A 20,627-nucleotide genomic window follows, 5' to 3' on the forward strand; every position below is an offset into this window, starting at 1 on the left:
TAGTCCTTTAGGCATTTGAAGAGGACCATAATTTGTTGGAAAGAAATAACTTATGCGTATTCTAATATTCTTTAGCCTCTAAAGAATATTATTGATATAAACCTTAAATATTTGTATAATACATTTTCACTATATATACATATGTATATATAAATCTAAATATATTTTTATAAATTTAACGAAAGGGGAGCGCTTTATGGGAGCATCTCATTTAACAGAGAAAAATTTTGAGCAGGAAGTCGTCAATTCAGAGATTCCAGTTTTGGTTGATTTTTGGGCGGAATGGTGCGGTCCTTGCAAGATGATGAGTCCAATTCTTGATGAGTTGGCTGATGAATTGGCTGGAAAGGCTAAGGTCGCGAAGGTTAATGTGGATGAAGCTCAAAGCTTAGCTGTAAAATACGGGATCATGTCTATCCCAGCATTTATTTTGTTTAAAAATGGTGAAGCTGTTGATCAGGTTGTCGGAGCTGTGGCAAAGGATCAGTTATTAGAGCAAATTAATAAGAATTTATAAATTAGGGCAGGACGAGAGGACGCTGAGAGATGATTTTGACTATTCTGAAATCAAAAATTGCAAATGCTTGCGTGACAGAGGCTGAGCTGTATTATGAAGGAAGTATTACTGTTGATGAAGCAATCTTAAAAAGTGTTGGTATTCTCCCTGGAGAAAAAGTTGAGCTTTTAAATATAAATACTGGTTCTAGAATTGAAACGTATGCTATTGCGGGAAAAGAAAACTCGGGAGTTGTTTGTCTGAACGGTCCTGCAGCTCGATCAGGATGCGTAGGAGACAAGCTTATTATTTTAAGTTATTGTTTTTTAGAAGAAAATCAAGCAAAGACACATAAGGCAAAGGTTGTTTATTTAGATGATCAAAACAAAGTTAAGAATTAGGACATATGGGGATCCTTGTTTAAGAAGGAAATCAGAGCCAGTTAAGAAAATTGGTCCTGCTGAACGTATGCTCATTAATGTAATGATTAACACAATTGCAGATAACGAAAATGAAATTGGCCTGGCAGCACCACAAATAGGAATTAATAAGAAAATTTTTATTGTTGATCTTCCTGAATTTCCAAGAGTTTTTGTTGATCCCAAGATCCTAAAGAAAGAGGGCCAATCGTCTATGGAAGAAGGGTGCCTGAGCTTTCCTGGGTTTGCCTTTACGATTAAGAGACCAAAAAAAATTACTGTTGAATATCTAGATGAGAATAAAAAGAAACGAATTATTGAATGTGAAGATTTCTTTGCTCGCGTTATTTTGCACGAGACAGATCATCTTGATGGGGTGCTTTTTGTCGACCGTGCAAGCGAGGAAGAAAGAGCGCAGAATCAAAAAGCATTGGATAACTTAGCAAAAAAGACTAAAAAAGATTTAAAAATAAATTCGTAAAATAGATGACAGTTGTACAAAGAATACTTCCTAGTTGGTTTAAGCAAAAGATTCCTAATAAAAATAAGATTGATTCCATGAAAGAATCATTTGCTCAGTTAGGAATTTACACGGTTTGTGAACATTCTTATTGTCCTAATATGGGATCTTGTTGGTCAGCTGGCGTTGCAACATTTATGATTTTAGGCGATCGTTGCACTAGAGCTTGTCGATTTTGTGCGGTTGAATCGGGGCAGGCTAAAGAAGTTGATCCTTTTGAGCCTTGTCATGTAGCTCAGGCGGTAAAGCGACTAGGGTTAAAATATGTTGTTGTGACATCTGTGACAAGAGATGATTTGGAAGATCAAGGAGCAGCGCAATTTTCTAAGACGATTCAAGAAATTAAGGCGTCTGTTCCGGGAATAAGGATTGAAGTATTGGTTCCTGACTTTTTGGGTAATGAAAATTTAATCAAAATTGTTTTGGATGCAGAACCTAGTGTTTTTGGACATAATCTTGAGACGGTTAAAAGATTGTCAACACTCTTTCGACCACAAGCAGATTATGAAAGATCTCTGAATGTTTTAAGATTAGCAAAACAATTGAATCCAGGTATCTTTACTAAATCTGGATTGATGGTTGGTCTAGGTGAGACTAAGCAAGAGGTGAAGCAGGCGATGCGGGATTTGAGGGCAGCTGGGTGTGATCTTTTGACCATTGGTCAGTATTTAGCACCGTCAAAAAAAGAGCGTCACGTTTGTGTTGATCGTTTTGTTTTGCCAGATGAATTTAAAGAGTACAAAACTTTTGGTATGTCTATTGGATTCGGACATGTTTTAAGCGGCCCACTCGTTCGAAGTTCATATTTAGCTGAGGACGGATACCAAAATTGTTTAAATAGATTAAAGGGTTTAGATATATAAAAGGGTTTAGAATTTGAAGAAGAAAATCAAAGAATTAGCCTCATTATTGCTACGAGTAGGATTAAGTGCAGCGTTGCTTTTTTATCTTTTTAAGAAAATCGATGTTGCCAAAATGATGGATATTCTGAAAGAAGCAAATTTTGCTTATCTTTTTGCTGGTTTATTTTTTATGTTTGTTATTTATTTTCTTATTTTGATTCGATGGGACATTATTATCCGTTATTTGGGAATCAAGGTTCCATTTAAAAGCGTGGCACGTTGTTTTTTGATTGGTTCTTTTTTTAATTTATTTTTACCAACATCAACAGGTGGAGATGTTGTAAAGACCATTGGGCTTTTTAGAGATACATCTGAGAAAACAAAGGTGGTCGCCTCGGTGCTTTTGGATCGAGTTTTTGGTCTTGTGGCTTTGGTCATCGTTTCGATTGTTGCTTTTGCATCGGCGTACCGAATTGTTTATGATAAATTTTTGTTGATCGCCATTGGAATGATATCTTTAGCTACGGCATTAGGTATTTTGTTTCTTTTTAATGAACGGCTTTATTCGTTTGCTTGCCAGGTTTTTAATAAATGGCCAGTTGTTAAAGATAAATTGATGGAGCTTCATTATGCGATTGTGCTGATTAAAGAAAAAAAACAGGCATTATTTTTAGTCATTAGTATTTCTTGTTTTGTTCAGGTCTTGTTAGCGATAGTATTTTATCTGACCGCAAAAGGCTTGCACCAAGATGTTGGATTAATTTATTGGATTATTTTTGTTCCCTTGATTTGTGTTGCATCAGCTTTTCCATCGATTGGTGGTTTGGGTGTTCGGGATGTGAGCTCTGTTTATTTGTTTTCAAAGGTCGGCGTTGCTGCGGCAACGGCTGCCAGTATGAGTTTGATTAATTTCTTATTTATGGCTATTATTGGCTTGATTGGGGCAATGGTTTATGTCTGTTCATTATCTCATAGACGGGTACAATGCTGTTTATCAGATTCCAAATCTTCTGAGGGGTAGTTTGCAGGAATCTCGAGAGAGTCTTGTTCGCCTTGTTGAACAAGATTGTCCGCAGGGAAGTTCTCGAAACCTGGTAACCATTGTGTTTGATGGTCAGCCTGGAGTAGGCATTAATGCATATGCGGTAGCACCAAAAATATTGTTTACCGAAAACGAAACAGCGGATGAAGCAATTAAGAAAATTGTTGAGAGAGCAGATTTAAAAAAGAATATTATTGTTGTTACAGATGACAAAGAAATACAGTTTTATGTTCGTCAGTTTGGGGCAAAGGTTTTAGCTGTTAAAGATTTTTTCTTGAGAAAGCCAGGTAAGAAGAAAAAAGATTTTCAAAGGTCGATTACAAATACGGAAGAATGCCAGATTAATCAAGAACTTAAAAAGGTGTGGCTTAAAAAAGGCGAATGAAAATATTAATTTTTTTAAAACATTTCTTTCAAAGTGCACTTGAAGGCATTGCTGGTCTTGGAAACGCCTTGTATTTCTTGGTTAGTGTATTAAATCGAATCGTCAGAGGAAAAATTCGATTTTCGGAAGTTATAAAGCAAATTTATGAACAGGGCATGCAGTCTGTGGTTGTCATCGCTCTTACGTCGATTGCTTCTGGTGTTGTTTTAGCTTTGCAGGGATATGTTATGCTTGACCGATTTGGGGCAAAAGAAAAGGTAGCTGCCTTAGTTGCTCTTTCGCTTGTTCGAGAGCTTAGCCCTGTTTTTAGTGCTTTGGTTTTTTCTGGAAAAGCCGGAGCACGACTTACGGCAGAATTGGGAGCAATGAATGTTAACAATCAAATTGTTGCAACCAAAGTTATGGGTGTTGATCCGATTGAGTTTTTGGCTGTTCCGAGAATGTTAGCGTGTTTCCTTGTTTTGCCTATTTTAGTTGTGATGTCTGAGATTATTGGAATCACGGGTGGGTATTTAGTTGGAGTTTTTGAGGCGAATATTCCAGGATCGTTTTATATTAATCAAACATTACAATCGATTGATTATGTTGATTTCTTTAGTGGTTTTATTAAAACATTCTTTTTTGCTATTTTAATTGGATGGATTTGTTGTTATCAAGGTTTTGTCACAAAGGGTGGATCGTTAGGGGTTGGTCGTTTCACGACAAAAGCTGTTGCTTTGGCTTATATTTTGGTTGTTGTTTCAAATACAATATTGACAAAAATTATTTTGACATTTTGGGGATAGGAGGAAAGCGTGAGAGATTTCTTTAATTATTTAAGGATATTTATTTTTCTTATTGTTGCGATCGGTTTTATAGGGTGCGATGCGAATGCAGCCAAAAGAAAAAGACCAAAGTCTTTTTCTGTTTTAGAGGTGGAAGCTCAATGGATTCAAGATGGCAAACCTATTCTTTTTGAGGATGAGTTATGGTACCCTAAAGATGATATTGACATTTTATCGGATTCAGAGGTTTACTTGTTAGGTGAACAAGATGGAGTTCAGTTTTTTGTTGGGACGATTGATGTGCGCCCGTATAATCGTATCTATACTAAATTTGAAAAGAATAAGTTTCGTATTTTTGAAAAGAAATAAAAATGATTAAAGTTTCGCATTTGTACAAGTCGTTTAACGATCAACCGATTCTTAAAGATGTTAATTTTGAGGTTAAGGAGGGTGAAATTCTTGCTATTTTAGGACAAAGCGGGGTCGGCAAGAGCGTATTGCTTAAACATTTAATTGGTTTGCTTGTTTTGGATAAAGGTTCCATCGAAATTGATTCGATGGATGTTACAAGCTTTGGTGAAAAAGATTGGCTTTTGTTAAGAAAGAAAATGGGATATCTTTTTCAAGATGGAGCGCTATATGATTTTATGACAATTTTTGAGAACGTCGCATTTCCGCTGAAAGAACATACAAAAATGAATGAGCAAGAAATCAGAGAAAAGGTTAGGAGCACTTTGAATTTAGTTGGGCTCGATGATATTGAAGAAAAATATCCGTCTGAGTTAAGTGGCGGGATGCAAAAACGAGCTGCGCTAGCTCGAGCGGTTATCTTAAACTCAAAGATTCTTTTGTGTGATGAGCCGACATCGGGTTTAGATCCGATTCGTAGTCGAGATATTGCTGATGCTATTTTAAATATTTCACGGCATTTTAATACAACAACAGTGATCACATCCCACGACATGAAGAATTCGTTTCGCATCGCCGATCGATTAGTTATTATGAAAGACGGGTCGCTTGTAGCGCAAGGCACGGCTAGGGAGATTGAATCAATAGATAATGCTTTTGTTAAAGAATTTCTAAATTAACCTTGGAGTTATAATGGAAAAAAAAGAGTTTTCAATAAAGTTATATGCAGGTCTATTTTTTATTATTGGGGTTATTTTGATTGGTGTTGTTGTTTTGACGATTGGGATGGAGAGAGGATTGACTCAGCCAAAGTTTACGGCTCAAGTTTTATTTAGTCAAGTTGGCGGCCTGTCCATCGGAGCACCAGTTCGCTTGTCCGGAGTTAATGTGGGAACTGTTGGCAAAATCGATTTTCTTGATGAAGAAGTTGACGGGCGTCACGTTGTTGTGAGTTTAAGCCTTTTTAAACGATATAAGAAGCAAATTGAAAAGGCGTATAGTTTTGAAATTAAGACCGAAGGTGTCTTAGGGCAAAAGTTGATTGCTATTAGCAAAGATCCGTCCGGGAATGGTCGAAAGCTTGATATTGCTAAGCCGTTAGTTGGCGAAGATCCTCTGGATGTTCAAGATCTTGCTAGAACATTTGGCCAGACAGCTGTTTCTCTTCAAGACACAGCAAAAGGAATGGCTGTTGTTATGAATGAAGTTGATGATAACTTCAAGAAGATCAAAAGAGTGCTTAACCGCATTGAAGAGAGATTAATTGACGGAAATTTATTTACAGTTTTTTAGAAAAGTAAGGAGGATTGGTTTATGGGTGATTCAATAACAATTTTTGGTATTAAGATTTTTGCGTGGATTTATATCCCTCTTAGCTATTTATTGTGGGTTATGGCAGGTCTTTTGATTAAAGGCATTGTATTTAAATCTATCAAAAAATTCGCGAAAAAAACAAAAACAAAAGCTGATGATATTCTTGTTGATTCGCTTGATGTCCCGTTGCTCTTATTAATTTTTACAAGCGGTGGAATTCTTGTTGAGCGGATTGCTCCGATAACTGCAGGCGCAGATTTGGCAAAGTATGTTGTTCTTGGATTTAAAGCAGTTACAATTATTGCGATTGTTTTATTTTTTGATAAATTTATTAACAAATTAATTGAAGCCTATTCGCCGAAATATGATGTTTTGCAGACTTCAGGAAGCGTTGTTAAGACGATTACGCGCTTACTTGTCATTGGCATCGGACTTTTGGTTCTTTTGGACAGTTTTGGTGTTTCCATCACACCTGTTTTAGCTTCTTTGGGGATTGGTTCTCTGGCAGTTGCTCTTGCATTGCAGCCAACGCTTGAGAATTTCTTTTCAGGTGTTCAAATTATTGTTGATAAACCAATTAAAGTTGGCCAATTTGTTAAACTTGAATCTGGTGAAGAAGGCTATGTGCACAAAATTGGATGGCGTTCAACTTGGATTCGAATGCTTCCGAATAATATTGTGGTAATGCCCAACAAGGTGATGGTTAATTCAAGAGTAACGAATTATTATTATCCTGAGCAAGAATTAGCTGTGTTAGTTCAGGTTGGTGTACACTATACATCGGATTTGGAAAAAGTAGAAAAAGTTACCATAGAAGTCGGAAGAGAAGTAATGAAAGAGGTCGTAGGCGGAATTAAAGATTTTGAGCCGTTTATTCGATATCATACTTTTGATCATTCGAGTATTAATTTTAGTGTGATTTTGCGCGCCAAAGAATTTGTGGATAATTATTTAATTAAACATGAATTTATTAAGCGTTTAGCGAAGCGCTATACTAAAGAGGGCATTGTGATTCCATTTCCGATTCGTGCGATTAACTATGATCAAGAAAAATCTCTTGAGAACATTCAAAAAAGCTAAAATAACCACGGGGGAGCTTTATGTTTATTTTTGGAAATTTAATTATTTCATTGGCAAAAATTCTTGATATTATTTTAACATTTTTATATTGGTTAATTTTGATTCGTGCTCTGATTAGCTGGGTTAATCCAGACCCTTTTAATCCCGTTGTGCAGTTCTTGCATCGAACCACAGAGCCAATTTTAGAGCCTATTCGCCGGATTTTGCCAAGAATGGCGATTGATTTTTCTCCCATCGTGGCATTTTTAGGCATTGTGTTCTTAAAATCTTTTTTAATTTCAACATTGATTGAAATGGGATATCGATTGAAAAATTTAATATAATAAAGGAGTTGTGCGATGTTTGATCAGATGAAAAAATTGATGGAGATGAAAAAGCAAGCGGACCAGATTAAGCGAGAGCTTGAAGCTTCAAGAACTGAAGCTGATGATGGGTCTGGAATTAAGATTGTTATCGATGGAGCACAAAGGTTTCACTCTGTTGAAATCGACCCTAGTCTTTTAGGACAAGATAATCAGCAAGAGTTTCAGAAAAAAATTCTAAAGAGTATTAATTATGCGATTGCTCAGTCCCAGGCAATGGCTGCAGAAAAAATGAAAAAAATGGCTGGATTAAACATTCCAGGGCTTTAACTAACAACACAACAAAAGGAGAAGTATCATGCCGTATGATAAATCGCTTGATATTGAAATTTTTAAGGATGCAAAGGAATTCGAAGAGACAAGAATTACAGTTGGTGTTTTTTCTTACAACGGAGGCGAAAAAAAGCTTCAGATTTCACGAGAAAATAAAAATGCAGCTGAAGAATGGCGTTTTGCTAAATTAGGTCGCATGAACAAAGCGGAAATTCAAGAAATTCTTCCTTCGCTTAAGACTGCTATCGAGAACATGTAGTAAGAGTTTTTGGGATGCTCTTTTTTAAAAAAGAGCATCCCAACAAGATTTCTTATTTTAAATTAAAGAAAATTGATATGCAAAGGAAATTATATGTCAGGTGATGTTTATTTAACGAGAGAAGGATATGAAAAATTGATTAAAGATCTTGATCAGCTTAAAGGAGTTGAGCGTCTTAAGATTTCAAGGGCTATCGGAGAGGCCAGGCTTTTAGGGGATTTAAAAGAGAACGCAGAATATGATGCTGCTAAAAACGCTCAGGCTCATTGTGAAGCAAGAATTTCAGAGCTTGAAGGCACCTTGTCTCGTGCTCGAATCATTGAAGATGAGGATATTCCAAAAGACAAGGCTTTTATTGGAGCAACTGTGACCTTAATTGATTTGGATACGAACGAGGAATCTGTGTATATTCTGGTATCTCCGGAAGAGTCAAATTATGAAGAGGGAAAGATTTCGATTACATCGCCAATTGGAAAAGCTTTGCTTGGTCGTAAATTAGATGATGAAGTTGAAATTCAAGTTCCTGCGGGAGCCTTAAGATATAAAATTACAAAAATTAATCGATAGGAGTTTGCGTGATTTCAATTGGTGTTATTGGATGTGGTCATTGGGGGCCTAACCATATTCGAACATTTTCTCAGCTTGCAGATTCTGAAGTTGTCATGTGTTCGGATTTGGAGCAAGATCGATTAACGGCCATTAAGAACCTTTTTCCTCATATTAAAATAACAAAAGACTATCGAGATATTTTAAGCACTGATGATGTTGACGCGGTTTGCATCGTGACTCCTACAGCAAGTCATTTTCAAATTGCCAAAGAATCCTTAGAATCCGGCAAGCATGTTTTGTGTGAGAAGCCGTTAGCTATTTCCGCGAAAGAATGTCAAGAGTTGGGTCGTTTAGCTCAAGAAAATTCGAAGATTTTAATGGTCGGGCACGTTTTTTTGTTTAATGAAGGCATTGTGCAGTTAAAGAAATATTTGTCGCAGGGCGAGCTTGGTAATATTTATTATGCTCATTCAGAAAGAACAAACCTTGGCCCATTTCGCTACGATGTTAACGCTCTTTGGGATTTGGCACCTCATGATATTTCTATTTTTAATTATTTGTTTGATAGTTGTCCTATCAATGTTTCTGCCAGGGGCCAAAAATGTTTAAAAACATCTCTGGAAGATTTGGCATTTGTGACATTGGAATATCCAAATAACATTTTGGTGAATATCCATGTGAGCTGGCTTGATCCTCGAAAAGTAAGGCAGATTACGATTGTTGGAGATGAAAAAATGATTGTGTGGGATGATTTGGATAATATGGGTCCGATACGACTTTATGATAAACATGTTGAGCGAACAGAAGTTTTTTATGAAACGTATGGTGAATTTCAGCTTTTATCAAAAGAGGGAAGTGTGATGATTCCGAAGATTGCGATTAAAGAGCCTTTGAAAAATCAAAATCAATATTTTCTTGATTGCATTAAGAATAATCGGTTGCCTGATGTTTCAGATGCGAAAAAAGGGGAAGATGTTGTTAGGACACTTTTAGCTATTTCTGAATCAATGAACAATGGCGGATCGCCAGTAAAGATTTCTTAAATGAATTATTCAAAGCATCCAACCGCATTAGTTAACGATAAATCCCAGATAGGAGACCGGACGCGTATTTGGGCTTTTGTTAATATTCAAGATGGGGCTATTGTCGGATCCGATTGCAATATTTGTGATTGTTGTTTTTTGGAAAAAGGGGCTAAGCTTGGAAATCGCGTAACAATTAAAAATGGTGTCTCGATTTTTGATGGTGTTATTTTAGAAGATGATGTTTTTTGTGGGACAAATGTTGTTTTTGTTAACGATCGAAATCCTCGCAGCAAAAAAGAAGACTGGGTTCTTGAAAAAACAATTGTAAAAAAGGGCGCTACCATTGGAAGCAATGCAACTGTTTTGTGCGGTGTTACCATTGGAGAATATGCTTTTGTTGGAGCGGGTAGCATTGTGACAAAAGATGTTTTGCCATTTGAAATGGTTGTTGGTAATCCTGCTAGAAAAATAGGTTATGCATGTTGTTGCGGAAAAAGATTAGAAGAATCTTTAAAGTGTTCTTGTGGCTTACTGTATAGCATAGGGGAAAAGGGATTAGAAATTAATGACTAAGGTCTTAGTTTGTCCGATTGCTTTTAATGAACATGTTAAGATTAAAAGAACAATAGAGCGTTTTATTGCAAGCCCGGCTTTTGGAAAAGTTGAATATCTGGTAATGGATGATGGGTCGACAGATGAAACAACCAAAATCATTGAAAGTTTTTCAAATCAAGGTGTTCAAACCATTAAGCACGCTCATCGAATTGGAGTAGGGGCTGCAATTCGAACAGCGATAAATCACGCGATCAAAAAGAATTTTGATATTATTGTTATTATGGCTGGTAACGATAAGGATGATCCAAATGAAATATTTTCTCTTGTTGATCCAGTGATAAAAGAAGATTTTGATTTTGTGCAAGGGTCTCGATACAAGGGTGGATGCGGAGTCGGAGGGGACATGCCAATGTACCGAAGAATTGCTACACGCCTTCATCCAGCATTGCTTTCTTTTTTTACTAAAAAGCGAGTCACCGATAGCACCAATGGTTTTAGGGCGATTAAGCTCTCTGTTTTTAAAGACAAGCGAATTAATTTGGATCAGCAGTGGCTTAATGCGTATGAACTTGAGCCTTATATCTTATTTAAAGTTTTAATCTTTGATTATAAGTTTAAAGAAGTTTTAGTGAAGAAAGTTTATCCTTCTAGAAAATTAGGATATACAAAAATGCGACCTTTTTTAGGATGGTGGAGCATTTTAAAACCAATTCTTTATTTAGGGTTTAGAATCAAGAAATAAAGATTTTTTATGTTCATTGAATAAAAGAAAAATATGAGAAAATGCTTAAGTTGCAATATCACTTTTGATGATGAAAATCTCGTTGGCTGCCTTTATTGCGAGAGCATTCTTGTCAAGATTCATCAGGATCAATCGAGAGAAGATGTTGCGCCTTCTGCTCAAGGCACAGAATCATTGCCTTCAAAAAAGATTCTCACGCATCAGAATAAAGATTATTTGATGGGAATTCTTTTTCGCAGAAGAACATTTTTGTCATCCTTTGCTTTTAGCTGTAATGATATTAAGCGTAGTAAGAAAGCAACCAGATTTCTTGTTCAGCCAATTGACATTGGATATGTTGTGAAAATTCCGTGGCTTGTTGTTGATATTGTTTATTCGCTCTTTTTTCATATATTGCATTCTCGGTATTGCCCTTTATGCAACACGCGATATTTTATATTTTATCATTTTCAGGAAGCTCAACACCCAAAAGATGCATGTGAATATTGTCAGGAGTACAATCGTATTTCAGATGAAATTTTTCTAAAAAAAGAACGTGTTGATTTAAGAGTATTGCGCAAGGAGTCTGAAGAGAAGGTTAGAAGAGGGAAAAAGAGTGCGTTTTTTGATTTAACTCACAGAAACATTAAGTTGGAAAGATTTCTAGATATTCTTTCGATACTTATTTCGATTGCTTTATATGGTTATGTTGTGATTCGTGTGAGCATGCCGATCTTTGCTGAGATTTATCAGTTTTAGTATTAGGAAGAATTTGTTTTGTGTTAATTTCTAAGGAGAATAAAATGAAGAAATGTCCTCGATGTCAGGTTGCTTATAAAGATGATCATGAGATCAAATGTCTGTATTGTGATGGAATTTTGATAGATGCGGATCTTTTAGCTTTTGAAAGAAATAGTGGAACAAGTCTTTCTCAACCAAAGCAAATAAGAATGAAAGATCCCATGACGCATCAGCGCAAAGCGTACCTGATTGGGGTTTTTCTAAAAGGAAAAACATTTTTGTCTTCGTTTGCGTTTAGTGCAAACGAGATGAAAAAAGGAGAAAAATTTAAACGTTTTTTTGTCCAGCCTCTTGATATCAGCTATATTATTAAATTGCCATGGCTCTTGGTTAATTTTATTTATTCGCTCTCGTATCGTCTTTTGTATCACTCGTATTGCCCTGAATGTGGTTGGAAATATATTTTATCTGATGGTAAAGGTGTCCATGCGAAGGATGAGTGCGAATATAATCAGGAATACAATCGACTTTCAGAAGAAATATTTTCAGGAAACGTTTTTATTGATTTAGATGAGCTAATTGCACAATCAAATGAGAAAAGAAAGAATGGAAAAAGAAGCGCTGTTTATGATGCGCGCAACCGTAATGTAGGATGGGAATCATTCTTGGATGTTTTATCGATTTTAAGTTCAATTATGCTCTATCTTTTTTTATTCACTTTATTAGTTATGCCTATTTTCGGTAGAATTTTTGAGTTCTAAATTGTGCTTATTTTTAATAAGAATTTTTGATGGTTCGATGGAATCATTGTTCAATCAGAATATTGTTATGAAGTTCTGATTAAGGAAGGGTGTATGAAACTTTTTGGAAAAAATTCAGTTATCGAAAGAATAAAATCTAATCCTAAAAGCATAAGAACGATTTATGTCCAAACGGATCACGCGGATGCCTCTTATATTCGAAAAAAGGCAAAGAAGTGGGGCATTGCAGTTTATGGTGTTGCTCAATCTAAGATTTTGAAGATGACTCGAAATTTGAACAGTCAAGGCGTTGTTGCGGATGTTGAAGATTTTCAGTATACAGAGTATTCTGATCTTTTGGATCAGGCGCTGAAAAAGAAGCTGTCATTATTGTTTTTGGATAATTTAAAGGATCCTCAAAATTTAGGGGCTATTATTCGAAGCGTTGCTTGTCTGGGTGATTTTGGAATTGTTCTTCCAAAAAAAGAATCGGTTTCAATTACCGAAGCTGTTTTTCGTGTTGCTTCTGGGGGAGATAACTACGTTTCTGTCTCAAGAGTTTCTAACCTAAGTAATGCTATTTCCTTGGCTAAGAAACAAGGTTTTTGGATTGCAGGATCTGTGGTTGAAGGAGGAGAAGATTTATCAGAGCAATCTCTGCCTTTTCCGATCGGCCTTGTTATTGGATCTGAACAAAGAGGTATTCGGGATGTTATTCGAAAACAAATTGATGTTAGCGTTACAATCCCTATGAAACATGAACGCTTGTCGTTTAACGCAGCACAAGCAACTGCTATTTTATGCTATGAAATCACAAAACAAAAAAACAAAAAAGATTGTTAAAAGTCAATCAAAGGCATTGGATTTTTTTGCTGAGGCAGGACTTCTAAAGCGAGTTAAGCGCAGTGGTTGGTGGGTCGCTGGAATCAAGGATCCAGAGAGCGTGGCTGATCATAGTTTTCGCTGCGCGATTATGGCGTATTATATCGCTCACTTAGAAGGTGTCGATCCATACAAAGCAATTGTGATGGCGCTTTTTAATGATATTCATGAAGCGCGCATTAATGATTTGCATAAAATGGGTCATTATTATATTGATTTTAAAACAGCAGAAAAAAAAGTTTTCGATGATCAGGTTAAGGGTTTAGATAAGAAAGTAAAAGAAGAATTGTCTCGTTTTCGAAAGTCCTATGATGAGCAAAAGACCAAGGAAAGCTTGGTTGCACGAGATGCGGATATCTTAGAATGTCTTTTGCAGGCAAAAGAATATATGCAAAACGGACACAAGAAAGCAGAGATCTTCTTAACAAAAGCGCCAGATCTTTTAAAAACTAAGAGTGCTAAGAAAATATGGAATAGTTTAAAGAAATGGGACAGTGCTTCTTGGTGGCAAAGCGTTGTTAAGTTTGAGCGATAATGAGTAATCGTCGATATAAATTCTTATTTTTTACATTTTGTTTTTTATTGGCATCCTTTAGTTTGGGCGGATGTGCAAGTTTAAAGACGTATAATGCAGCGACCGAGCGTTACGAGTTTGTTTTACTTTCACCTCAAGACGAGGTTTCGATCGGGTATGATTCGAACAAAAGCATTATCAAGGAATATAAACTTTCGTCTGACAAAGATAAGCAGAGACGCCTTGATGAGATTGGAAGACGTTTAGTCAATGTTTTAGAGAAAAAGATATATCCATATCATTTTTTCTTAATTGAAAAAGATGAGCTTAATGCTTTTACGACACCTGGCGGGTATATTTATTTCTTTACAGGGTTATTTGATAAATTAAAAACAGATGATGCGATTGCCTCTGTAGTGGCGCATGAATTGGGTCATAATTCTGCTCGGCATATTGCAAAGAAGTTTCAGGCAGCGTTAGGATATAATGTTGCGGGGTCAATTATCTTTTCAATGGTGGATATGGGCGGAGATTTCTCGACTCAGATTGCTTCGATGTCTGCTGGAGTTTTGATGAATATCGTTTCTGCGTCATTTAGTCGTCAAGATGAATACGAAGCAGATCGATTGGGCGTTAAGTATATGTTCTTGGCAGGATATGACCTCAATGGTATCATAGAATCATTCGAGATTTTATTAAAGGAATCAAAGGGGTCAAGCGTTCCGCTGTGGCTTCGAACACATCCCTTTGTTGAAGATCGAATTGAGTCGGTGAAAGAAGAAATTGTTTTTGCGCCGTATCGATATAATGGCAATACAGAGAAATAATTAAAATAGGAAAAAGAGGGCTCTATGCAAAGAATCGGAATTGCCGCAAGTAAAATTGCCAAAGGAAATCTTTTTTTGTATAATTTTTTCGTTATTTTGTTATCGTTTCTATTGTCACTTCTTGTTTTTATTATCTCTGGGTTACTTATTTTTCTTGGTCTTCTTGCGATTGCTTATTTAACACAGATGCCTATTATTGTTGATTTACAAAAAGGAAACATTTCTCCGATTTCAATTTGCATGATGTTTTTAGGGATCGTTATCGGAATATTTAATTTATATGCTATTGGCATTAATGTAAAAATTAAAAGGAATTAAAGAATGATTGAAATGAATACGAAGCTTAAAGATCTTGTTAATAATTTAGAGATTGGTATTTTTCGTTATTCCTTAGATTCTCGAGGTAAATTTGTCTTTGCCAATGCTGCTTTTTCTCGTATGCTCAACAAGAAAACAGAAGATGTTTTAGGGATAAGTTTTCAGGATATTTGTGAGAATCCAGAGGAGCTTACGCGTTTAAACACAAAGATTTGTTCTCAGGGACGTGTTGAGAATGAATGGATTGGATTAAAGAGAGAAGATGGAAGTCTGATTCAGTGCTCGATTAAAGCGGTGCTGGTAAAAGATGACAACGAAAAAGATCTTTTGATTGATGGAATTATCGAGGATATTACAGAGCACAAAAAGGCCCGTGAAGGTCTTTTGCAGGCAAAATTGGCTGCCGAAGAAGCGAGTAGTGCAAAAAGTATGTTTTTGGCAAACATGTCTCACGAAGTCAGAACACCGATGAATGCGGTTATCGGTATGCTTGATTTGACGCTTGAAACAGATTTGACTGACGATCAAAAAGATAATATAGAAACCGCAAAAGAAGCTGCGGACAATCTTTTAAGTCTTTTAAATGATATTTTAGATATTTCTCGTGTTGAGGCAGGGAAGATTGTTCTAGAGAAGGTTAAATTTGATTTGTGGAAAGTCACCGATAGCGTTGGCAAAGGCTTGTCGGTTCTTGCCAACAAAAAAAATATTCAGCTAACGGTTAATGTTGATCCAAAGGTTCCAAGGATGATTGTTGGAGATTCGACACGTCTCCGTCAGATTATTATTAATTTGCTTAACAATGCTATAAAGTTTACAGCCAAAGGGAGCGTTGAGCTGAAAGTAGGCGTGGCAAGTTCTCTTGAAGGTGAAGTTGAATTACTTTTTTCTGTTACGGATACTGGGATTGGGATACCAAAAGATAAGCAGCAGGCGATTTTTGAAGTTTTTACTCAAGCCGATGCGTCAACAACAAGAAAATTTGGCGGAACAGGGTTGGGATTGGCTATTTCTCGTAAGTTAGTTGAAATGATGTCAGGAAAGATTTGGATTGAAAGTGAAGAAGGCGTTGGAAGCACGTTCTTTTTTACAGCACGATTTGATGTAAGTGATCAGTTACAAACGCAAGATGAAAAAGAACACAAAAAGGTTTTTGTCCAGGGCAAGGAGCCTGTAACGAAGGCAGCAAGAATTCTAAATATTTTACTTGCAGAAGACAATCCTTTAAATCAAAAGATTGCTGTTAAGCTTTTGGAAAAAAAAGGATGGCTTGTCGAGGTTGTTGATAATGGGCAAAAAGCGATTGATCATATTGTCGATAAAAATTTTGATGTTATTTTAATGGATGTTCAGATGCCTGTTTTAGATGGGCTGGAGGCAACAAAAAAAATCCGTGAACAAGAAAAACAAACCGGCAAGCATATCCCGATTTTGGCCATGACAGCGCGCGCCATGGTTGAAGATGAAAAAAAATGTATAGAATCTGGTATGGATGGATATATTCCAAAGCCAATCGATGCAGTTAAAATGTATTCGATCATCGAACAAGTTTTAGAAAAAGGATAATATCATGAGCGAACAGATTATTGACCTAGATGATGTTTTAGGGCGCATTCAAGGAGACAAAGAGCTTTTAGTGGAGTTGATCGAAATTTTCTTAGATGATTGCCCTCAGAAAATAAACGATATCAAAGAATGCGTAGAGCGTGGAAATCTTGATCAATTGTCTGAAGCGGCACATTCGGCCAAAGGCGCTGCTGCTAATATTGGCGCAAAAAAACTTTGGAAAACATTTCTTGAGGCAGAAGAAGCTGCCAAATCTGGCGCAATTGATCAATTTGAAGAAATGATTGTAAGAATAGATCAAGAATTTGATGAATTAAAGCAATATTTTCCAGAGCTTAAAGAAAAATTGGCTTAAAGTAGTGTTGGACTGCTTTTTGCATTAACAATAAAATCCTTTCTGATTGACTCACATAATTTTAAAATAAATCTTCATATATTTTTGTTTAATTTATCGTATAATTGCAGTGGAACACTTGTTGCAAGGAGAATTATTGCAAAATATCACTTTAAGAATAAATGCCTTTTTTGAATCTCTGACATCGCTAAAAGTATTCTTGATCTTATTAGCCTTAGGGGCTGTGGCATATCTTCAGACGATGTGGTATTCTTTTGTCCACGATGACTTTGTTTTTATTGTTGGAAATCCTGATATTGGACGGCTTGATGATTTGAAAGAAGTTTTTTTGAGATCATCAAGATTTGAAGGCGGCTCTCCAATCGTTAATTTATATTACCGACCTATCCTAGATATTGTTTATAAAATTCAATATTATCTTTTTGGATCTTATCCATCTGGATATCATTTGACAAATGTCTTTCTTCATATTTTCAATAGTTTTTTTATTTTCTGGATTGTTCGTTTTCTTTTAAAAGAAAAAAAGATTGCGTTAATTGGCGCAACCCTATTTTTGCTTCATCCAGTTCAAACAGAAAGTGTTTGCGCTATCGCTGGAATTTCTAATCTTTTAATGACTTTGTTTTGCTTGTTGGGTTTTGTTTTTTATCTGCGCAGCGGCAACTGTTCGACAAGAACAAAACGAAGTTGGCTGTATATGGGGTCTATTTTGTTTTTTGTTCTCTCGCTTTTCACAAAAGAAAGGGCGATTGTTTTTCCTTTGTTAATTTTGTGTTATGAGTTTTGTCGGGTAAATTTTAAAGTGAGATTAAGACAAATAAAAGAAATTGGATTCAGGTGTGTTGCGTTTTTTGTTGTTTTGTTAGGATATTTTAAGTTTCGAAGTATTGTTCTTGGAAAGTCTCTTCCAGATTTTGCCTCCAATACTCAAGAGCTTTGGCTAAGGATCGCATCTATTCCGGAAACACTTTTGGTTTATTTTGGGATTCTTGTTTTTCCGTCGAATTTGCATTATTACCGAAGCCAAGATATTCTTCTGTATTCTGTTTTCTCGACGCTTGGATTGATAGCAGTGCTTTTGTTGTTGCTTTATGTTGTAAAATTTTTCTTTAAAGAAGAGCGGCAAATTGCACTGTTTGGTTTGGGTTGGTTTTTTATTAGCCTTTTACCGGTTTTAAATATTGTTCCTTTGATTAATGAATATTCGATTATTCTAACTTCGGAGCATTTTTTGTATTTTTCATTTCTTGGTTTTGTTCTTTTTTTGATGACTTTGCTAAAAGTGTTGCAGCAAAGAATTTTTCTGAGAAACTTTCGTGGTATTTCTTATGGTTTTTTTATTGCAATTCTTTTGATTTTTTCTGTTTTGACAATACATCAGAGCCGTTATTGGCGAGGAGAAATTCCTCTTTTTAAAAGAACTCTTCAATTTGAAGAAAATCTTGGGCGCGTTCGTATTCTTTTGGCTCGTGCGTATTATTTTGATCATTCATATGATAAGGCGATTATAGAATACCAAAGAGCTCTTAAAATTATGCAAGAATATATGATGAAGGCCGCAGGAACAAAAGCCGAGAGTTTTTATCTTAATTTTATTAAGGAGATTCATTTTGATTTAGCGCATTGTTATGAAGGAAAAAAGGACTTTGAGCGTTCCATTGAAGAATATCGACAGGTATTAGCCATTGACCCGAATGATTTTAAGATTTATACCAATATTGGGGTTAGCTATTTTCATATGAAGGATTTTGATAATGCGATTTTATATTTTAATAAAACGCTTGAAGCTGACCCTGCTAATATAGGTGTGCTTAATAATTTAGCTTTTTGCTATATGGAAAAGAATGATTTGTTAAAAGCAAAAGAGATTTTGGAAGAAATTTCACGTATTGATTCTAGTTCTGAGTTGCCACAGGATCGTTTAAAGAAAATGATGGATTCTCAAAAGAGAGAAAAGAAGTGATTTTTAAGGTTGCGTAAAGCGTTGCTTGTTTGATTTGAATCCTTCAGGCCCCAGAATTTTTAAGGCCATTTCATCTTTATCTATCCCTGCATCAAAATCGTATTCAATAATGGCCAAAACTTGCAAGACAAATTCAAAGGGATTTTCTAGCATTTGCGGACTTTCTTGTGCCATGCCGTCAATCATGTCGACGTAGAATTCAGGAGATTTCTTGATAATAACACCTTTTTCTCTAAAGAAATCAATATAGCTTGCAACGATAAATAGTTTTGGTTCGATATCTGCGATTAGAGGCCATGCTTTGCTTGAGGTCTCGAGCGCCGTTAAAACATCTGACATATCAGCGACTTCGACAATTTCTGAATCATCAACAATTTCAATTTCTTTTTGGATGGGGATGTCCATCTCAAGTTCAATTCCTTGAGACCTTAGTTGCTGTTCTATGATAGCTTGTTGCATTGCGGCTCCCTGTACTGCCGCTTGTTGCATCGCGACTCCTTGCATTATTTGCTGATCTATGATGGCTTGCTGCATCACGGCTTGCTGTATCGCGGCTCCTTGTACGGCTTGGACTGCCGCTTGTTGCATCGCGGTTCCTTGGACTGCGGCTTGCTGCATCATTTGCTGTTCCATCATACCTTGTTGCATTGCAGCTTCTCGTGCAGCTTGCTGTTGCTTCATGGCAACAACGCCGCCGGCATAGGAGAAAGAATAAAAAAAGAACAGAAATAGGATCGCTAAAATTATTTTTTTCATTTATTTTCTTTTATTTGAGAAAGGATTTTGTTAATAGGATAAAGTTTGTTGAGCGTATAAAAATGAATTCCTGGGGCACCTTTTTCGAGTAAATCTTGGCATTGTTTGACACAAAAATCAATGCCTTTTTCTAAAACAACATCTTTGTTTTCTGCAATAGGAGAAAAAATTTCATCAACGGCCTTCGGAATGCTTGTTCCGCAAGTTTTGCAAAAACGCGATACGCCGATATAGTCTGTAATCGGCAGAATTCCAGGAATAACGCGATTTTTAATGCCTAAGTCACGAAGACGTTTGACATAATCAAAATAGTCTTTGTTGTCAAAAAAAAGTTGCGTGATGATGTAATCGGCGCCGGAATCAATTTTCTTCTTTAGATATTGCGCATCTAGTTCTTTGTTGGGACATAAAATGTGCCCTTCGGGAAAGCCTGCAACGCCGATAGAAAAATAATCTTGATATTGCTTGCGCGTAAAATCGCAAAGTTCATAAGCATACTTAAAGTTATCTTTTGTTGGCTGCCAGTCAGGATTGTCTTTTGGCGAATCCCCGCGCAGGGCTAGAATATTTTGAATATCGCGCTTCTGGATGTCTCCTAAGATATTTTGTATTTCGCTCTTTGTATTTAAAACACAGGTTAGATGAGCAACTCCTGGGATGTGATGTTCTTTTTCAATATGCTCAACAATGTCCAAAGTCTTGTTACGGCTTCCACCACCAGCTCCATAAGTGCAGGAGATAAAATCTGGCTTTAGGTCTGCCAAAGATTCAATGGTTTTAAGCAGATTTTGGTAGCCTTGATCTGTTTTTGGCGGAAAAAGCTCAAAAGAGAATGTTTTTTCTTTGTTTTTAAATATTTCGGTTACTTTTTTCATAACAGTCTGCATTATAACATGCTTATGGCTTTGCGGCAATTTATTGTGACATTTTTAGAATATTTGCTATAATAAT

Annotated in this window: 29 protein-coding genes; 27 read left to right on the forward strand and 2 right to left on the reverse strand. The window is 36.1% G+C overall.

What is annotated here, in order from left to right; all coding sequences use genetic code 11:
* The first annotated feature begins 196 nt into the window (after positions 1 to 196).
* From trxA to PHY73_04825, 27 genes are all read left to right on the forward strand, one after another.
* A complete protein-coding gene (gene trxA / locus PHY73_04695) occupies positions 197 to 517 on the forward strand; it encodes a thioredoxin (protein MDD3375002.1) in 321 nt (106 codons plus the stop codon).
* A 29-nt stretch (positions 518 to 546) separates the two neighbouring features.
* Positions 547 to 897, forward strand: a complete 351-nt coding sequence (locus PHY73_04700; GenBank protein MDD3375003.1) for an aspartate 1-decarboxylase — start codon at positions 547 to 549, stop codon at positions 895 to 897.
* Positions 872 to 1,396: a peptide deformylase gene (gene def / locus PHY73_04705; protein MDD3375004.1), complete on the forward strand. Its 525-nt coding sequence runs from the start codon at positions 872 to 874 to the stop codon at positions 1,394 to 1,396. The genes PHY73_04700 and def overlap by 26 nt, the downstream gene beginning before the upstream one ends.
* 5 nt (positions 1,397 to 1,401) lie before the next feature.
* Positions 1,402 to 2,298, forward strand: a complete 897-nt coding sequence (lipA, locus tag PHY73_04710) for a lipoyl synthase (protein MDD3375005.1) — start codon at positions 1,402 to 1,404, stop codon at positions 2,296 to 2,298.
* Positions 2,299 to 2,311: 13 nt separating this feature from the next.
* A complete protein-coding gene (locus PHY73_04715) occupies positions 2,312 to 3,298 on the forward strand; it encodes a lysylphosphatidylglycerol synthase transmembrane domain-containing protein (GenBank protein MDD3375006.1) in 987 nt (328 codons plus the stop codon).
* Positions 3,231 to 3,704 carry an NYN domain-containing protein gene (locus PHY73_04720; GenBank protein ID MDD3375007.1) on the forward strand — a complete coding sequence of 158 codons (474 nt, stop codon included), beginning with the start codon at positions 3,231 to 3,233 and terminating at the stop codon, positions 3,702 to 3,704. The genes PHY73_04715 and PHY73_04720 overlap by 68 nt, the downstream gene beginning before the upstream one ends.
* Complete coding sequence (locus tag PHY73_04725) at positions 3,701 to 4,489, forward strand: ABC transporter permease (GenBank protein MDD3375008.1); 789 nt, start codon at positions 3,701 to 3,703, stop codon at positions 4,487 to 4,489. The genes PHY73_04720 and PHY73_04725 overlap by 4 nt, the downstream gene beginning before the upstream one ends.
* A 9-nt stretch (positions 4,490 to 4,498) precedes the next feature.
* Entirely contained in the window at positions 4,499 to 4,837 is a 339-nt protein-coding gene (locus PHY73_04730) for a hypothetical protein (protein MDD3375009.1), read from the forward strand.
* A 2-nt stretch (positions 4,838 to 4,839) separates the two neighbouring features.
* On the forward strand, positions 4,840 to 5,556 hold the full coding sequence (locus PHY73_04735) for an ATP-binding cassette domain-containing protein (protein MDD3375010.1): 717 nt from the start codon (positions 4,840 to 4,842) through the stop codon (positions 5,554 to 5,556).
* A gap of 13 nt (positions 5,557 to 5,569) precedes the next feature.
* Positions 5,570 to 6,169, forward strand: coding sequence for an MlaD family protein (locus tag PHY73_04740; GenBank protein ID MDD3375011.1), 600 nt, complete (start codon positions 5,570 to 5,572; stop codon positions 6,167 to 6,169).
* 21 nt (positions 6,170 to 6,190) lie between these two features.
* Complete coding sequence (locus PHY73_04745) at positions 6,191 to 7,270, forward strand: mechanosensitive ion channel family protein (GenBank protein ID MDD3375012.1); 1,080 nt, start codon at positions 6,191 to 6,193, stop codon at positions 7,268 to 7,270.
* A 20-nt stretch (positions 7,271 to 7,290) separates the two neighbouring features.
* Positions 7,291 to 7,593, forward strand: a complete 303-nt coding sequence (locus PHY73_04750) for a YggT family protein (protein MDD3375013.1) — start codon at positions 7,291 to 7,293, stop codon at positions 7,591 to 7,593.
* Between the two features lie 15 nt (positions 7,594 to 7,608).
* Positions 7,609 to 7,902 (forward strand): YbaB/EbfC family nucleoid-associated protein, encoded by a 294-nt coding sequence (locus tag PHY73_04755; protein ID MDD3375014.1) that lies wholly within the window; start codon positions 7,609 to 7,611, stop codon positions 7,900 to 7,902.
* A 28-nt stretch (positions 7,903 to 7,930) separates the two neighbouring features.
* Positions 7,931 to 8,164: a hypothetical protein gene (locus tag PHY73_04760; protein ID MDD3375015.1), complete on the forward strand. Its 234-nt coding sequence runs from the start codon at positions 7,931 to 7,933 to the stop codon at positions 8,162 to 8,164.
* Between the two features lie 93 nt (positions 8,165 to 8,257).
* Positions 8,258 to 8,731 carry a transcription elongation factor GreA gene (gene greA / locus PHY73_04765; protein MDD3375016.1) on the forward strand — a complete coding sequence of 158 codons (474 nt, stop codon included), beginning with the start codon at positions 8,258 to 8,260 and terminating at the stop codon, positions 8,729 to 8,731.
* Positions 8,732 to 8,739: 8 nt separating this feature from the next.
* Entirely contained in the window at positions 8,740 to 9,756 is a 1,017-nt protein-coding gene (locus PHY73_04770) for a Gfo/Idh/MocA family oxidoreductase (GenBank protein ID MDD3375017.1), read from the forward strand.
* On the forward strand, positions 9,757 to 10,311 hold the full coding sequence (locus tag PHY73_04775) for an acyltransferase (protein MDD3375018.1): 555 nt from the start codon (positions 9,757 to 9,759) through the stop codon (positions 10,309 to 10,311). It begins immediately after the preceding gene.
* Positions 10,304 to 11,035, forward strand: a complete 732-nt coding sequence (locus PHY73_04780; GenBank protein ID MDD3375019.1) for a glycosyltransferase family 2 protein — start codon at positions 10,304 to 10,306, stop codon at positions 11,033 to 11,035. Before PHY73_04775 ends, PHY73_04780 begins: the two co-directional genes overlap by 8 nt.
* A gap of 33 nt (positions 11,036 to 11,068) precedes the next feature.
* Positions 11,069 to 11,773, forward strand: coding sequence for a hypothetical protein (locus PHY73_04785; GenBank protein MDD3375020.1), 705 nt, complete (start codon positions 11,069 to 11,071; stop codon positions 11,771 to 11,773).
* 44 nt (positions 11,774 to 11,817) lie between these two features.
* Positions 11,818 to 12,516: a hypothetical protein gene (locus PHY73_04790; GenBank protein MDD3375021.1), complete on the forward strand. Its 699-nt coding sequence runs from the start codon at positions 11,818 to 11,820 to the stop codon at positions 12,514 to 12,516.
* Between the two features lie 93 nt (positions 12,517 to 12,609).
* Positions 12,610 to 13,338, forward strand: coding sequence for a 23S rRNA (guanosine(2251)-2'-O)-methyltransferase RlmB (gene rlmB / locus PHY73_04795; protein ID MDD3375022.1), 729 nt, complete (start codon positions 12,610 to 12,612; stop codon positions 13,336 to 13,338).
* Positions 13,301 to 13,912 carry an HD family hydrolase gene (locus PHY73_04800; protein MDD3375023.1) on the forward strand — a complete coding sequence of 204 codons (612 nt, stop codon included), beginning with the start codon at positions 13,301 to 13,303 and terminating at the stop codon, positions 13,910 to 13,912. Before rlmB ends, PHY73_04800 begins: the two co-directional genes overlap by 38 nt.
* Complete coding sequence (locus PHY73_04805) at positions 13,912 to 14,718, forward strand: M48 family metallopeptidase (protein MDD3375024.1); 807 nt, start codon at positions 13,912 to 13,914, stop codon at positions 14,716 to 14,718. The genes PHY73_04800 and PHY73_04805 overlap by 1 nt, the downstream gene beginning before the upstream one ends.
* A gap of 24 nt (positions 14,719 to 14,742) precedes the next feature.
* Positions 14,743 to 15,036 carry a hypothetical protein gene (locus PHY73_04810; GenBank protein MDD3375025.1) on the forward strand — a complete coding sequence of 98 codons (294 nt, stop codon included), beginning with the start codon at positions 14,743 to 14,745 and terminating at the stop codon, positions 15,034 to 15,036.
* A 3-nt stretch (positions 15,037 to 15,039) separates the two neighbouring features.
* Positions 15,040 to 16,602, forward strand: a complete 1,563-nt coding sequence (locus PHY73_04815; protein MDD3375026.1) for an ATP-binding protein — start codon at positions 15,040 to 15,042, stop codon at positions 16,600 to 16,602.
* A 4-nt stretch (positions 16,603 to 16,606) separates the two neighbouring features.
* Positions 16,607 to 16,957, forward strand: a complete 351-nt coding sequence (locus PHY73_04820) for an Hpt domain-containing protein (protein ID MDD3375027.1) — start codon at positions 16,607 to 16,609, stop codon at positions 16,955 to 16,957.
* Positions 16,958 to 17,093: 136 nt separating this feature from the next.
* Positions 17,094 to 18,920, forward strand: a complete 1,827-nt coding sequence (locus PHY73_04825) for a tetratricopeptide repeat protein (protein MDD3375028.1) — start codon at positions 17,094 to 17,096, stop codon at positions 18,918 to 18,920.
* A 3-nt stretch (positions 18,921 to 18,923) separates the two neighbouring features.
* Here PHY73_04825 and PHY73_04830 read toward each other — a convergent pair whose 3' ends face one another.
* Positions 18,924 to 19,676, reverse strand: a complete 753-nt coding sequence (locus PHY73_04830; protein ID MDD3375029.1) for a hypothetical protein — start codon at positions 19,674 to 19,676, stop codon at positions 18,924 to 18,926.
* Positions 19,673 to 20,551: a methylenetetrahydrofolate reductase [NAD(P)H] gene (gene metF / locus PHY73_04835; GenBank protein MDD3375030.1), complete on the reverse strand. Its 879-nt coding sequence runs from the start codon at positions 20,549 to 20,551 to the stop codon at positions 19,673 to 19,675. The genes PHY73_04830 and metF overlap by 4 nt, the downstream gene beginning before the upstream one ends.
* Positions 20,552 to 20,627 lie beyond the last annotated feature (76 nt).

The sequence above is a fragment of the Candidatus Omnitrophota bacterium genome, from assembly GCA_028693815.1.
Classification (GTDB): domain Bacteria; phylum Omnitrophota; class Gorgyraeia; order Zapsychrales; family Aceulaceae; genus Aceula.